The organism is Gilliamella sp. wkB72 (assembly GCF_001693745.1).
GTDB lineage: Bacteria > Pseudomonadota > Gammaproteobacteria > Enterobacterales > Orbaceae > Gilliamella > Gilliamella apicola_E.
The window spans coordinates 358,112-372,033 of sequence record NZ_LZEI01000006.1 but is presented as its reverse complement, the minus strand read 5'-3'; the positions used below and the strand labels follow the sequence as shown (position 1 = coordinate 372,033).

Genomic DNA, 13,922 nt, shown 5'->3' with positions numbered 1-13,922 from the left:
AGTTGCAATTGGTTATCTATTGTTTTAATTAAGTATATCATCATTACAAATCTTTATAATCAGAGCGATTGATCCTGAAAATTTTATTTTAGGGCTTAAAACAGGAATTTTAATCATTTAATAATTTTTAAGTGACATTTAAAACCTCAAAAACCCCGCTCCTCAACTTTTTTGACGGAAAGAAGAGTTTCTAAAAATCACCATAGTTAGAGCGGAATTATTTATCTGAGGCAACATTGCAAAGCAGAATTTAGAACCCCAAAAACCCCGCTCCTCAACTTTTTTTGCGATAGAAACCTCAAAAATAAACCCGCGGGTAATTCAAACGTCGCTAAGCCGCTTAATCGCTTATTATGATTTCTTCGACTATTTAATTTTTAAATACATATCCTCTCCCTTTACGAAAGGATTTTATGCAATAACTTATTTGATCATATTTCATCCATTCGTAAGTCTGAATTTTTTCTATATGATAGTTATGATCTCTTACTACATTTCTATTTTAATTAGTTTTTAATAGTTTTATAATCAATCCCCTCAACTTCTTACAATCTTCGATTTTTTAATAAAAACAATGTTTTAATTAAGAGTAAATTTTCAACGCTAGGGAGTATTAACATGAATGATGGGTTAAAACTAGAAAAAATAAAAGCCTTATTTGAAAAACTTGAATTACCCGATTTTAATAGCTCATCAATAATTTATGGTTCTATCCACCCAAAACTTTGGAGATTTGCACTTTTTCAGGGCGCAGCCGCTTTTGATATTAAACACTACCTTATTTATTTTAATTCCGATGAAATTATTTTAATTGGCTTAACTCTCGGTGCAGATTTAACGAATGATGTTATTCGAATACCAATGACGTCAATTTCAAATTTCAAGTTCAAAAAAGGCTGGATTACCAGTAAATTTGAATTTACTATGGCTGGAAACAAAAGATATCCATTTATAGTACCTAATTTTGTGTTCATCGCAAAATGGCAAAAGCCAAATTTAACCCATATTGTTTCCACCTATTTTAATCAATAATTAACTCAATTATCTTTTACCTATATGATGAAACATAATTACCTAATATATTGTATTATTGGGTAATTTAATTTCATTTTTTACGTTTAATGTGTGATGCAGTCCTTGCCCGCATCGGAAATCCGTGAATTTGATTATAGTGCTTAGCGTTTTATAAAAAGTCCGTATATGTTCTAACTTGCATATTTCTGTTTTCTAGTTTAATTTATCGTCACTAACCCATTCACTTTTTGAGATGAGACATGACGATATCATTTAAAGAGCAGCAACAACGGATCAATTTTGTTAAACAATTTTTTGCTGAGCAATTAGCTAATAATTTATCACTAATTGAAGTTCAAGCCCCACTTTTAAGTCAAATTGGTGATGGTGTTCAGGATAATTTATCTGGGACTGAGAAGGCGGTACAGGTTAATATTAAGAGTATTCCTGATGCACAATTTGAAGTGGTTCATTCACTCGCTAAATGGAAACGCAAAATCTTGAGCCAACATAATTTTCCAGTTGGTGAAGGTATTTATACCAATATGAAAGCGCTTCGCCCTGATGAAGATAAGCTCTCCCCTATTCACTCTGTTTATGTCGATCAATGGGATTGGGAAAAAGTGATTCGTCCTGAAGATCGCAATCTTGCTTATTTAAAACAGACGGTAGAGAAGATTTATAGTGCTATTAAGGCTACAGAAAAAGTGGTTTCAGAAAAATATCATCTTTCTTGTTTTTTACCAGAGTCGATCACTTTTATGGATAGTGAGCAGTTATTGAAACGTTATCCTAATTTGTCACCAAAAGAGCGCGAAAACGCGATTACTAAGGAGTTAGGCGCAGTATTTTTAATCGGTATTGGTGGTGATTTGTCAAATAAAGAAAAACACGATGTGCGCGCCCCTGATTATGATGATTGGAGTAGCGATAATGAGATGGGTTCTAAAGGATTAAATGGTGATATTTTAGTTTGGAATCCAGTTTTAAATAGTGGTTTTGAAATTTCGTCAATGGGTATTCGCGTCGATCCTGAGACGTTAAAGCGTCAATTAAAATTAACCAATAATGAAGATCGTCTGCAATATGCTTGGCATAAGGCATTAGCTAATGGTGATTTTTTACAGACAATTGGTGGCGGGATTGGACAATCTCGACTAACTATGTTGCTTTTACAACAACATCATATTGGGCAAGTCCAAGCAAGTGTTTGGGATGATGTAACCAAGCAAAACTATCAACAACTTTTATAATTCATGCTCAGCATGTTTTATCTAAACTGGTAAAACATGCTGTTTACTAGTCACTTTTATCCAATGCCATTTGCCAAAAATTTATTTCCAATTGCGTCGCTTGCTTAAATATTTGGCTTAATTGTTTAAATCGGTTTTCACTAATATTAAGTAATTGTTGTTCTATCCAAGCAATTTCTTTTTGTACTGCTTGTTGGAACTCCTTACTGGCATACATCTCAATCCAAGAGCGATATGGGTTGTTTTCGTCCCAACCTTGAATCCAATTGGCAATCATGCCATACCCAATTAAACAGGGTGCCATTGCTATGTGTATATCTAATATATCGCCGTGTAATCCTATATCAAGCACATAACGTGTATAATCGCTATTGGCTTTGGCTTCCTTTAATGTGCTTAGTTCATATTCAGATATGTGCCATTTTTTGCAATATTCAATATGCAGATCGAGTTCAACTTCAACAATGGTTTTTAAACTCTCTAATGATTGCCGAATTTGAGCAATGTCGTGACTTTTATATACTGCAAGTCCCCAAGCTCGGGAAAAGTTGATTAAAAAAAGATAATCTTGTTTAAGGTAGTTTTGAAAGCAGGTTAAGTCTAATGTGCCTTTTCCTAATTGTTGAACAAAATCATGTTGAATATAGTGTTTCCACTCGCTTGATTCAATCAGTGAGTTAAATGATGGCATAATGACTCCTTTTTTGACAAATTCGCTATAAGGAGTTAAACAGATTTCTATAATAGACGTGTTTTAAACTCCCTTCGTCGGTATTAACCGAATCAGGTTCAACGGGTATAATCTCAGCCTATAGCACCCCGGTTAAACAAATTATAAAATTTATAAAATGGTTACTTAAATTTCTCTTTATTCTGCTTTTTGTTCAGTTTCCTGAGATTCTGTAGAAGTCGGCTCTGGAGTTTGAACTTTTTCTACTGGTGCCGAAGCTGGCGTTTGAACTGGAGCGTTACTAGGGCTGTCGCTCTCGACAGGTTGTGGTGTGATTTCAACAGGTGTTTCAGGCTCATCTTTAACTGATTTTGATGATGGTGTACGAATATAAACAATGCTTTGTTTACCTCGATCACATGATCCAACGATTTTACCTTCAATATTTTGTTCATCTTGAGGAACAAGTTTTAATTGGAAGCTATTTTCATTAACACCGTTATTTTTAATTTTTTCGGCGATATTTGCACTAATTTCGTCACAATTGGACGCAGATGCAATAACTGGGAGACCTAATAATAAAACTACTGCTAACTTTTTCATGATCTTTCCTTAAGATTATCGAGTAACTGATGCATTATAAAACGATTGTTTAAACTGTCCATATCGTTTTGAATAACGCTGCAAATAAATTTTATCAATAGATTTGAAAAAGCTAGCTTAGTATAGATTTTTTAGTTAATTCTGCTCTTGGTGTTGGTTTTCGAGTAATTTTAATTTATCTAGAACCCATGAGCGAATATCGGATAATTCGGCTTCAGATAATTGATTTACAAAGTCTCTTTTTGCGTGGAGTTGTTTGCGATCTTCTTCAGTCAAAACCACACCTTTTAAATTTAATAATACCTCTTTACGGTACATTGAGTAGATAAAATCTTTTATCAAATCATCGGAAAGATTAATATCAGCCATGGTGATTTCCTTATTTTATAAAACTCATTTGTTAATCATCAAATTTAGTTAATCTTTATATAAATAACATTCTGATAGATTTTAAAGATGAATCCAGCCTAAAAAATAGGCTGACTTTTACTATAGTCTAATCACTATTAGATAACAATAGTAAATCGATAAATTAGATTAATCGATTAAATTATTCACTTTATTATTTGATAAGTATTTAACAAACCTGTTGATAACTCAATAACAATATAATAATTAATAAGTTATATGCAAGGTTAATTTTTAATCTTCTCTGATTTCTCAATTTTTGAGTAACCATTATCTAGCCTATTTCACAAAAATTGTGATTATAAAAAAATACAGCATATATTATGCTGTATAAAGAAAATATAAGGGAGTTAAAACAAGAATTTATAAAGCAGTAATAAACGCGGTTAAACCAAATAATACCCCTGGAAAATTAGCTATTGCAATTGGCCAATCCTTTTTTTGTCGTAATAAGCCATAACAGACCCATAATGAGCAGTTAATTGCTGCCGCTAAAGGTTGAGTTGGATTAGCTTTAAATCCATGAAGATTGTCGATAATTTGTGGGATATACGATACGTACATTCCTAATGATGCAAGTGTTGCGATAACACCCAAATAGTGAAAAGCTTTTGGAGAAAGATTCAAAATCAGCCTACCTGCTTATATATGAAAGGAGCAAATAATCTAACATATATAACAAGTGAGTTAAATATTGGTGTACCGTGGTTTCAGATAATATTTTGTAAATAAAATGATAAGATTTTTTATGTGAATCTATTTTAAGTAATCGGATATGGTTTTTAATAATAAATGTTATTGCTACGAATGCCTTATATCAAACGCAAATTGTTATATCATATAATGTAGCTAATAAGGCGTAAAAACCGTGATTTTTTGATAGTTTTGTGATTATTTAGCTGAGATTCAATCCAATAATGAGATTTGAAGTTTACCGATTAACCCTGCCTTGTTTGTCTAGCAGTTATGATCTATTTATTAACGCCAAATACCTGTTAGAACAATCAATAAAAAGTTAGTTCGCTTTATCTCATCAAATCTTTTGCAAAATGACCATAACTTAAACGTATAGCGCCAACTCGATCCCCAAAGTCAGTGCCTTGTGACACTATTATATGCTTTGCTAGTAATTGATTTAAAATAGCCAACTCCTGCGCCTGACTGCTAACGGGCAAATGGGCATATAGATGAAAACCGCCTGTGGGTATCTGGTAATTGATGTCACCTTTAAAATAGTCATCAAGCCAATCTATTAGTTGGTTAGCCTTCTGTTCTAATTGCTGGCGTAACCATTCTTGATGGGATTGGTAGTGATGAGTCAAATATTCTTCAGCTAAAAGTTGCGGTAATATACTTAATCCTGAGTCAATGTGATGCCTTATATTGGCTAGTTTTTCGATAATTTCTTTCGGTGCAATCATCCAACCAATACGTATGTTGCGACCAATATATTTGGATAATGATCCTAAATAGATAACTTGATTACTAGTATCATATTTTTTTATCGGGTCGATATGACTCTTTTGATCAAAAGCTAACCCACTATAAGCATCATCCTCAACAATACCAATACACTGCTTTCGACAAAATGCCAATATCTGTTTTTTTCGATGATTACTCATCACACATCCCGTTGGATTTTGAAATATTGGATTTAGAAATAACCATTTAATTTGCCGTTCTAAACTGACTTTTTGTAAACTCTCTAAGGTTATCCCTTCGGCATCACACTCAATACCATATAACCGCAAACCTGCTGCTTGAAATAGTGGTAATGAATAGAAATATGAAGGTGATTCAATACCTATTGCATCGCCAGGTTTTAATAATCCTTGAGTAATTAAAAAGAGGGATTGCTGCGTTCCTGAGGTTATTAAAATTTGATCGGTATCAACCATCATGCCAAATTGGTTCAACATATAATTGGCGATCTGCACTTTGAGTGTAGGTAGACCCAATTGCAACGTGTCGCTTTGCTTTTCATAAGCAACCATTTCATGAGAGGTGATATTGGGTAACATTAATTTGGGCATCATATGAGTTGGTAAATCGCCATTAGCCAAATCACAGATGTTCGCCATTTGCTGACGAGTCTGAAATACTTTTTGTTGATATACACTTTTGCGATTTTGATAGAAATGGGCTGGTAGTCGCCAGTTAATGGTGGAGTAAGCTTGAAGCCCCCATTTTTGATCATTAATAAAGGTTCCACTACCCTGCTTACGAACCAATATATTTCGTTCAGTTAAGATATCTAGCGCATGGACAATAGTTGAGCGGTTAACGTGCAGATTTTTAGCTAACTCTCGCTCTGATGGCAATCTCTCACCCGCTATTAATACCCCTTGTTCAATGTAGTTTTCAATCAACTGGACCACTTTTTTAAATAGTGCTCCGTCAAAAGCCGCTAATTTTTGTTTATTCCACATCGTCTATCAGTTTTTTGATTTATGCATAATTGGATGGGTTAATTATAGTCCAATTGGCTGTTTATTGAAGCAATTTTATTTTGAATAATACTTTATTTAATTAGGAGCAATCATGAAAACAGGTACACAAACAGTAAAACGTGGCATGGCACAGATGCAAAAAGGCGGTGTGATTATGGATGTAGTTAATGCCGAACAAGCAAAAATTGCTGAGCAAGCAGGTGCAGTGGCTGTAATGGCTTTAGAACGTGTTCCCTCTGATATACGCGCTGCTGGAGGCGTAGCACGAATGGCTGATCCAACAATCGTTGAAGAAGTGATGAAAGCAGTTACCATACCTGTTATGGCAAAAGCGCGAATCGGTCATATCGTTGAGGCACGCATTTTGGAGTCCATGGGCGTCGATTATATTGATGAAAGCGAAGTGCTGACACCAGCGGATGAACAATATCATTTATTGAAAGATGAATTTACCGTACCTTTTGTTTGTGGTTGTCGTGACTTAGGCGAAGCACTGCGTCGAATTGGTGAAGGTGCTTCGATGCTACGCACCAAAGGTGAACCAGGAACAGGTAATATTGTAGAAGCAGTAAGGCATATGCGCCGAGTAAATGAACAAATTCGTTTAGTTGTTGGTAAATCAAAAGATGAGTTGATGACATTTGCTAAAGAGATTGGTGCACCTTATGAGTTGATATTACAAATCAAACAACTGGGTAAACTACCGGTTGTTAATTTTGCTGCTGGTGGCATTGCTACGCCTGCTGATGCTGCATTGATGATGCAACTTGGCGCCGATGGTGTGTTTGTTGGTTCAGGTATTTTTAAATCGCAAAATCCGGAAAAATTCGCTAAAGCAATCGTTCAAGCAACAACTTATTTTGACGATTATCCAAGATTAGCTGAACTTTCAAAAGGATTAGGTGAAGCGATGAAAGGTATCGAAATCAGTAAATTAAGCGAATCTGAAAGAATGCAGGAGCGAGGTTGGTAATGAGCTCAAAAGCAAGTAAAACCATTGGTGTGCTTAATTTACAAGGCGCAGTGACTGAACATTTAAATATGCTTGCAACTATTGATTTAGTCATCCCAATTACAGTAAAAAAGCCCGAGCAATTGCGTCAAGTTGATGGTTTAATTATTCCGGGTGGTGAATCAACAGCAATAAGTCGTTTAATTCGGCAAAATGGCTTATTTGAACCAATCCAAGAGTTTGCCAAGCAAGGTAAAGGGATTTTGGGTACCTGCGCGGGTTTGGTGCTTTGCGGTAATGAAACAAGCCATAGCGAAGTTGAACAACTGGGGTTGATGGATATTGTGGTTGAACGTAATGGATTTGGTCGGCAAATTGCTAGCTTTGAGACGATGTTAGATATTGCACCTATTGGCCAGCAAGTTCCAGCTGTTTTTATCCGAGCGCCCTATATTGCTAGGGCGGGCAAGCAAGTCACACAACTTGCTTTTATTGATAATCATTGCGTAATGGCAGAGCAAGATAATATTTTAGTCTGCTCATTCCATCCCGAACTAACGACCGATAATCGCATAATGCGCTATTTTATTGAAAAATGCTGACTGTTTTTCTCTTATATAAAAAGATATTCGATTATAGGCACTAATTATTGGTGCCTTTTTCTCCTCAAAAACCCCGTTCCTCAACTTTTTTCTATTTTTTAAATTGCTTGCAACTTATTTTTATCTGTCTTTATAATGTGTTAACAAATGATAAATAAAAAAGGTAAATAAATTATGATGACAGGAAGTTGTTTATGTGGCGAAGTTGTCTATCAACTAAATAATGAGATTAAAACAATTGTGTATTGTCATTGCTCGCGTTGTCGCAAACAAACAGGTTCGGCTTTTAATGCTGCAACAGCCATTAACAAGGAAGATTTAACTTTTATTAAGGGCGAAGAAAAGATAAAAATTTTTTCATGCTCAGGCGTTAATCGCCATTTTTGTGGTCAATGTGGTTCACACCTTTTTTCTAGTCGTGATAATGATAATAATAGTTATCGATTACGTATTGGCCTAATTAATGAATCAATTAATGCGGAAAAACGTATTCATATTTATACGGGTTCAAAAGCGAATTGGGATATTATTTGTGATGGTTATCCTGAATTCGAAGAAGGAATCCCCCCAAAACCCTAATAATTTGGTACTAATTTCATTAGCTGGATAAAGTTTATTTTCAAACGCTAAGTCTGCTTTTAAAGGTCTTCATTACGTTGCCAATGGGTTTTATGCGCAAAACCCATTAGGTTATTTGTCATCTTGATTTGTTGCAATTGAATAGACCAAATCGGTGCTTTCATCACTCTAGCAAAAGGAAAGGCATGATAATAAAGTTTATAAGCATGACTTGCTTGATTTTCAGCAAGCAATTGAGCGTTGCCCGTAAATTGTATCCCCTGAATTTTGGCAATCGATTTTGGACTGATGCTAATCGTGCCAGCAACATTAGGATTTTTTAGCATTGCTTGTGCGTGTTGGGTTTTCAATTCTGATAAGAAATATAAACACCAATTGACTTCATCAAATACATAAAATGCGTTGCATGACCATGGTTGGTTTTCTGCTAATATTAGGCTCAAACTTAACACATGTTGCTGTTTAATAAATTGCACGATTTTATGGTCAGATGATTTCATTATTTTATTCAGATTTTTGATTAAGACTCATATCCTCACCCCAGCGCGGTAAACTAGGTACATCAATATCAAACAGATCAAGCGCTCTGGCAACACTATGAGTGATAATATCATCGACACTTTCAATATGTTGATATAACGCAGGAACAGGTGGAAAAATAATTCCTCCCATCAATGTCACCGCTTCCATATTTTTAATGTGTCCTAGATGTAATGGGGCTTCTCGTGTCATTAACACTAAGCGACGACGCTCTTTTAAAACGACATCAGCAGCGCGTGTTAATAAATTATCAGATAGACCATGAGCTATTGCTGCCAGTGTTCGCATCGAGCAAGGTGCAACTAACATGCCCATTGTTTTATATGACCCACTAGCAATTGCAGCGCCAATATTGTCAATCGAATAGACCATATCGGCTAAAGATTCTAATTGTGCTAACTGGGATTTAGAATGTTCGTAATTACCGGTTATTTTGGCCGCTTTTGATATGACAAGATGGGTTTGAATGTCCATTGGTTTTAGGAGTTCTAAAGCTTTTATACCATAAGCAAAGCCTGTTGCGCCACTTATACCAACTATCATTCTTCTCATATTGATTCCTACAGTCAAATTTCTGAATTTATTTTAACTTAGATTAGTGCGTTAAGGTATGGGAATTTGTTTAATCGTGGAGTGAAAGTCACCGCTAACCTTTTTGTTAGCGGTGGAATTTGATATAACTTATTCTTTAGCCATTGGTTGTTCAACGACTTTTGTAGTTTGTTTACCTTGGATGGTTTTAATTTTGTCACCATAAGTTTTTACGGCTTCTTTATTTGATAATAAGCTATATGTTAGCTTAAAGTCAGCGCTTTTACCTGGTTCTAATTGAGGAACACGTTTTTGTTCACGTTCAATAGTAACAGGATAGGCAAAGCTTGTACCTGGCTCAATACCAGTCACGTAACCTTGTTTAAGCGTATCGGTGTTTTTCCATAATGTAAGCACTGGTAACTGTTTAGTATTAAATGAAATACCAACCCCTTTATCACCTGCTTTGTTAGCCAACATCACTTGAGTTTGATTTTTTGAATCCGCATAAGGGAAGATGTTATAAACCATTTCGTCAAAGTTTTTTGTTGGTCCTAAATAGGTTTGCCAATTTTTAAGGCCGGTAGCCGCATAATCATTGAATGGTGAAACTTCTTTAACAGGTGCAACAAATTTTGCCCCTTCTTCAAGGATTGGTGTACCAAAATTGCTGTGATAGATAATTTGATAATCACGCGGGTAATCACCTTGGTTAGTCACAGTATCGTGAACAGTAAATTCTTTAGTTCCTGGTACATGAGAAATTCTAACCCAAGTTTCTAAATTGCTCTTTTTGAAAGCTTTTTCTTTGATAAGACCACTAACGGTAATGGTGTATGGTGCTTCGTCTTCAATATCAACAAACAGTTTTGAAACAGGTGTATTTTGCGCGCGCCCATGAAGGGTGTACATCATTCCATCAGCTTGTACCGCATGACCTGTCCATTCAAAGCCACAACGAACCATCATTTCATTAAAACCATCTAACCAACCATTACCACCACGGCTTTCTAAGTTGATATTATTAGGATGAACGATTTCTTCAACCGGGGAATCCCAACCTAAGCGCACTCCATCACCTTCAACTGAAAGGATACCTAGACCACGAGTTGGGCTTAATTTAATAGTCAGTCCATCACTTATAAGAGTTAAGACTTCAACATCTTCTTGAAGCCCACCTCTAAGTACACTATTTTGCATACTAAAAGTTGGTGCACCCTTTGCATGTTCGACATTTGTTAGATACCAGCCACCTTTTCTAACTTGAATATCGGTGTCAGTAATAATGTAATGTGTAGCATTGGCAGAATAGGAGATTACTCCAAGCGCGACAGCTAACGTAAGATTTCTAATTTTCATGAGATTAATTCCTTATAATTATAATTAAAATATATATCCATCATGAGCAAGGATATGCGTTAATTGGGTCTAACCTGCCCTGCTTTCCAGTGTTTTCGACAAACTGAATGGTATTCACTATCACCAAGATGAATTGAATTACCAAATTTAACGATTTGTCCGTTTTCACCTTCTAACAGAATCATTGTCGCTTTTTTACCGCACCAGCATACGGTTTTAAGTTCTCTATAATTATCAGCAATTTCTAATAATGTTTTCGAACCTTCAAACAAATGTCCCATATAATCGGTCTTTAATCCAAAAAACATCATCGGAACGCCAAACTCATCACATACGTCTGACAACTTCCATATGGTATTGGACGATAAAAATTGACTTTCATCAATCAAAATACACGCATAGTTATTTTGTTTGATCTGTTCAATAATACCATCAACAGTATTATCATCAAGTTGTAATGCTTTTTTACGTAATCCAAGTCGAGATACAATCTCAACTGCGGAGTCGCGAGTATCGACCGATGATTTAAGTAATAATGTCTGCATATTATTACTTAAATAGTTATGATCTATTTGTAGTAATTCTGTGGATTTTCCGGCGTTCATTACGCCATAAATATAGTAAATTTTAGACAAAATTTGCGTCTCAAAAAGTTAGATAGTAATTATCAGTAACACTAAAAGTAAAAGGTAAGTCTCTCGACTTACCTTTTTGATGAATAAATTATTTGGCTTTACCTTGGTTTGCTACCGCTGCTTGTTTAGCTGCGATTTCATCAGCATTACCTAAGTAGTAATGTTTAACAACTTTCATGTTGTCATCAAATTCATAAACTAATGGTACGCCAGTTGGAATGTTAACATCAATAATGTCATCATCACTGATATTGTCTAAATGCTTAACTAGAGCACGAAGAGAGTTACCGTGAGCTGCAATAATAACACGTTCACCTTTTGCAACACGTGGTGCAATAGTTGATTCCCAGTAAGGAAGTACACGTTTAATTGTTAATGCTAAGCTTTCAGTTAATGGTAATTCTGATTCTGGTAATTTGCTGTATCGTGAATCGTGACCAGGGAAGCGCTCATCTGATTTTTCAAGTGCAGGAGGAGTGATAGCAAAACCACGACGCCATAATTTAACTTGATCATCACCATATTTAGCAGCAGTTTCTGCTTTATTTAAACCTTGTAACGCACCATAATGACGTTCGTTTAATTTCCAGTTCTTTTCAACCGGTAACCATGCTTGATCAACTTCATCAAGGATGTGCCATAATGTATGAATAGCACGTTTTAAAACTGAAGTATATGCATAGTCAAATGTAAAGCCTTCTTGTTTTAGTAATTTACCTGCTTCAGCAGCTTCTTTGTTACCTTTGTCAGATAAATCAACATCAGTCCAACCACAAAAACGGTTTTCTTGATTCCAAACGCTTTCTCCGTGACGAATAAGAACTAATTTTTTTACTGCCATGAATATAACTCCTTAGTTACGTAAAATAAAATGGTTAAATGAATTGGACTTTCGTTAAAAATGCACGTTTGATTCAGTGCATTTTTAACGTTTTAATCTTTTTAAACACTTATTATTTAGATAAGTATTTTAATGGATCGACTGATTGCGCTTTATAACGAATTTCAAAGTGTAGTCGTACTGATGAAGTTCCCGTTGCGCCCATTGTCGCAATTTGTTCACCAGCTCGAACATTTTGTTGTTCTTTAACCAAAATAGTTTGGTTATGCGCATACGCCGTTAAATAGTCATCATTGTGTTTTACAATGATTAAGTTACCATAACCTGGTAATGCATTACCAGAATAAACCACTCGACCATCCGCTGCTGCAACGACTTTAGCGCCTAATGAACCAGCAATATCTATACCTTTAGTGGCATTAGAGAATTTTTCAATGATCTTACCTTGTGCCGGCCATTGCCATGTAATATTGGCAACATTCGATGTTGAGCTAGATGGCGATGTGGTTGAAGCCGGTTCAGTTACAGTTTCAGTAGTTTCAACTGTATTGGTTGGTTTATTAGTACCAGATGTAGTAGTTGTTGTAGTAGTTACTGTTGTTACAACTGGTTTTGTTGAACTAGTCTGAGCAGGAGTATTCGTTGATGTGGTTTTTTTAGTTTCAACGATCGTTGTGCCACCGCTAACATCAAGCACTTGACCTACACTTACAGCAAAAGGTTCTTTGATATTATTTTTAGCAGCTAATGCTCGATAATCATTACCGGTTACCCAAGCGATATAAAACAGTGTATCGCCTCGTTTGACGGTGTAAGTATCACCTTGATAGCCACCTTTTGGAATATCATTATAATCACGATTATAGACAATACGTTCATTTGATGTCACAACACCTTGACTAGTTGAACCGCTAGTCGAATTACGAGATGCTGGCGCCGATGGTGTATAAGTTGATGTAGATGATGGCGCTCGATTACCTTTGGAAATAATTTCAGGCGGTTTTGTGTAAACCGAGGAGGTAGAAGATCTCGAAGAATCAGATATATCTTCGATATCAGCTGGATTTGTCTGCGTACAAGCAGAAATCATCAAACTTAAACAACTTAATGTGAGAATTTTTTTCACAATAACACCTTTCATTTATATATAGTTTTAATACGAACATTTTATCGTTTTTATAACAAAAAGCTATTATATTAATTACCAGCAAGCTAAATCAATAAAATCACAGCTAAAATAGCATTTTTATTGCTTAAAAACTGTAAATTCGGCAAATTTTACAGTTTATATTGCTTATTGTAAGTTATTTAGGCGATTTTTAGATGAAATCTGTCACCAGTATAAAATGATTGCTAAAATTTGGTTTAATAAATGCCCTATTATCCGTCTATGTTTTATTGATTAAGACTTTTTTCGGCACTAGGAGTATGTACATTAAATTTGATATAGTATATTTAAGACTTAAAAATTTACAGTGATCCCAA

The 13,922-nt window shown here is 35.2% G+C and carries 16 protein-coding genes and 1 riboswitch; of the genes, 5 read left to right on the top strand and 11 right to left on the bottom strand.

The window, feature by feature from the left end; genetic code table 11:
- Positions 1-618 precede the first annotated feature (618 nt).
- Both A9G07_RS03025 and asnA read left to right on the top strand, forming a co-directional pair.
- Positions 619-1,032, top strand: coding sequence for a hypothetical protein (locus A9G07_RS03025; protein ID WP_065733967.1), 414 nt, complete (start codon positions 619-621; stop codon positions 1,030-1,032).
- 242 nt (positions 1,033-1,274) lie between these two features.
- Positions 1,275-2,267, top strand: coding sequence for an aspartate--ammonia ligase (gene asnA / locus A9G07_RS03020; protein WP_065562623.1), 993 nt, complete (start codon positions 1,275-1,277; stop codon positions 2,265-2,267).
- A gap of 46 nt (positions 2,268-2,313) precedes the next feature.
- On the opposite strand, the gene tenA is transcribed toward asnA, so the two are convergent.
- From tenA to A9G07_RS02995, 5 genes are all read right to left on the bottom strand, one after another.
- Positions 2,314-2,958, bottom strand: a complete 645-nt coding sequence (gene tenA / locus A9G07_RS03015) for a thiaminase II (RefSeq protein ID WP_065733966.1) — start codon at positions 2,956-2,958, stop codon at positions 2,314-2,316.
- A gap of 52 nt (positions 2,959-3,010) precedes the next feature.
- Positions 3,011-3,099, bottom strand: a riboswitch (TPP riboswitch).
- Between the two features lie 36 nt (positions 3,100-3,135).
- Positions 3,136-3,540 carry a DUF1161 domain-containing protein gene (locus A9G07_RS03010; RefSeq protein ID WP_065733965.1) on the bottom strand — a complete coding sequence of 135 codons (405 nt, stop codon included), beginning with the start codon at positions 3,538-3,540 and terminating at the stop codon, positions 3,136-3,138.
- Positions 3,541-3,675: 135 nt separating this feature from the next.
- The gene (locus tag A9G07_RS03005; RefSeq protein ID WP_065562626.1) at positions 3,676-3,909 is read right to left on the bottom strand and encodes a hypothetical protein; all 234 of its coding nucleotides are present in this window, start codon (positions 3,907-3,909) and stop codon (positions 3,676-3,678) included.
- A gap of 402 nt (positions 3,910-4,311) precedes the next feature.
- On the bottom strand, positions 4,312-4,575 hold the full coding sequence (locus A9G07_RS03000; protein ID WP_081299490.1) for a SemiSWEET family transporter: 264 nt from the start codon (positions 4,573-4,575) through the stop codon (positions 4,312-4,314).
- A gap of 398 nt (positions 4,576-4,973) precedes the next feature.
- Complete coding sequence (locus A9G07_RS02995) at positions 4,974-6,377, bottom strand: aminotransferase-like domain-containing protein (RefSeq protein ID WP_065733964.1); 1,404 nt, start codon at positions 6,375-6,377, stop codon at positions 4,974-4,976.
- A gap of 109 nt (positions 6,378-6,486) precedes the next feature.
- On the opposite strand from A9G07_RS02995, the gene pdxS reads away from it, so the two are divergent.
- The 3 genes from pdxS (at position 6,487) to A9G07_RS02980 (ending at position 8,531) form a co-directional block, all read left to right on the top strand.
- Positions 6,487-7,371, top strand: a complete 885-nt coding sequence (gene pdxS / locus A9G07_RS02990; RefSeq protein ID WP_176713947.1) for a pyridoxal 5'-phosphate synthase lyase subunit PdxS — start codon at positions 6,487-6,489, stop codon at positions 7,369-7,371.
- Positions 7,371-7,952, top strand: a complete 582-nt coding sequence (gene pdxT / locus A9G07_RS02985; RefSeq protein ID WP_065733962.1) for a pyridoxal 5'-phosphate synthase glutaminase subunit PdxT — start codon at positions 7,371-7,373, stop codon at positions 7,950-7,952. Before pdxS ends, pdxT begins: the two co-directional genes overlap by 1 nt.
- Before the next feature lie 174 nt (positions 7,953-8,126).
- Positions 8,127-8,531 (top strand): GFA family protein, encoded by a 405-nt coding sequence (locus A9G07_RS02980; RefSeq protein WP_081303328.1) that lies wholly within the window; start codon positions 8,127-8,129, stop codon positions 8,529-8,531.
- 59 nt (positions 8,532-8,590) lie between these two features.
- On the opposite strand, the gene A9G07_RS02975 is transcribed toward A9G07_RS02980, so the two are convergent.
- From A9G07_RS02975 to nlpD, 6 genes are all read right to left on the bottom strand, one after another.
- A complete protein-coding gene (locus A9G07_RS02975; protein WP_065733961.1) occupies positions 8,591-9,031 on the bottom strand; it encodes a pyridoxamine 5'-phosphate oxidase family protein in 441 nt (146 codons plus the stop codon).
- Between the two features lie 4 nt (positions 9,032-9,035).
- On the bottom strand, positions 9,036-9,623 hold the full coding sequence (locus tag A9G07_RS02970) for a UbiX family flavin prenyltransferase (RefSeq protein ID WP_065733960.1): 588 nt from the start codon (positions 9,621-9,623) through the stop codon (positions 9,036-9,038).
- A gap of 129 nt (positions 9,624-9,752) precedes the next feature.
- On the bottom strand, positions 9,753-10,961 hold the full coding sequence (locus A9G07_RS02965) for an aldose 1-epimerase family protein (RefSeq protein ID WP_065733959.1): 1,209 nt from the start codon (positions 10,959-10,961) through the stop codon (positions 9,753-9,755).
- Between the two features lie 59 nt (positions 10,962-11,020).
- Positions 11,021-11,596, bottom strand: coding sequence for a thymidine kinase (locus A9G07_RS02960; RefSeq protein WP_065733958.1), 576 nt, complete (start codon positions 11,594-11,596; stop codon positions 11,021-11,023).
- Positions 11,597-11,684: 88 nt separating this feature from the next.
- Complete coding sequence (gene gpmA, locus A9G07_RS02955) at positions 11,685-12,437, bottom strand: 2,3-diphosphoglycerate-dependent phosphoglycerate mutase (RefSeq protein WP_065562634.1); 753 nt, start codon at positions 12,435-12,437, stop codon at positions 11,685-11,687.
- 112 nt (positions 12,438-12,549) lie between these two features.
- On the bottom strand, positions 12,550-13,563 hold the full coding sequence (gene nlpD / locus A9G07_RS02950; RefSeq protein ID WP_256122072.1) for a murein hydrolase activator NlpD: 1,014 nt from the start codon (positions 13,561-13,563) through the stop codon (positions 12,550-12,552).
- Positions 13,564-13,922 lie beyond the last annotated feature (359 nt).

Bases quoted from the DNA above. Each gene is read 5' to 3' on its own strand.
- A9G07_RS03010 (WP_065733965.1), bottom strand. From the start codon at position 3,540: ATGAAAAAGTTAGCAGTAGTTTTATTATTAGGTCTCCCAGTTATTGCA.
- asnA (WP_065562623.1), top strand. From the start codon at position 1,275: ATGACGATATCATTTAAAGAGCAGCAACAACGGATCAATTTTGTTAAA.
- gpmA (WP_065562634.1), bottom strand. From the start codon at position 12,437: ATGGCAGTAAAAAAATTAGTTCTTATTCGTCACGGAGAAAGCGTTTGG.
- A9G07_RS03005 (WP_065562626.1), bottom strand. From the start codon at position 3,909: ATGGCTGATATTAATCTTTCCGATGATTTGATAAAAGATTTTATCTAC.
- A9G07_RS02975 (WP_065733961.1), bottom strand. From the start codon at position 9,031: ATGAAATCATCTGACCATAAAATCGTGCAATTTATTAAACAGCAACAT.
- tenA (WP_065733966.1), bottom strand. From the start codon at position 2,958: ATGCCATCATTTAACTCACTGATTGAATCAAGCGAGTGGAAACACTAT.
- A9G07_RS03025 (WP_065733967.1), top strand. From the start codon at position 619: ATGAATGATGGGTTAAAACTAGAAAAAATAAAAGCCTTATTTGAAAAA.
- A9G07_RS02995 (WP_065733964.1), bottom strand. From the start codon at position 6,377: ATGTGGAATAAACAAAAATTAGCGGCTTTTGACGGAGCACTATTTAAA.
- A9G07_RS02980 (WP_081303328.1), top strand. From the start codon at position 8,127: ATGATGACAGGAAGTTGTTTATGTGGCGAAGTTGTCTATCAACTAAAT.
- A9G07_RS02970 (WP_065733960.1), bottom strand. From the start codon at position 9,623: ATGAGAAGAATGATAGTTGGTATAAGTGGCGCAACAGGCTTTGCTTAT.
- A9G07_RS02965 (WP_065733959.1), bottom strand. From the start codon at position 10,961: ATGAAAATTAGAAATCTTACGTTAGCTGTCGCGCTTGGAGTAATCTCC.
- pdxT (WP_065733962.1), top strand. From the start codon at position 7,371: ATGAGCTCAAAAGCAAGTAAAACCATTGGTGTGCTTAATTTACAAGGC.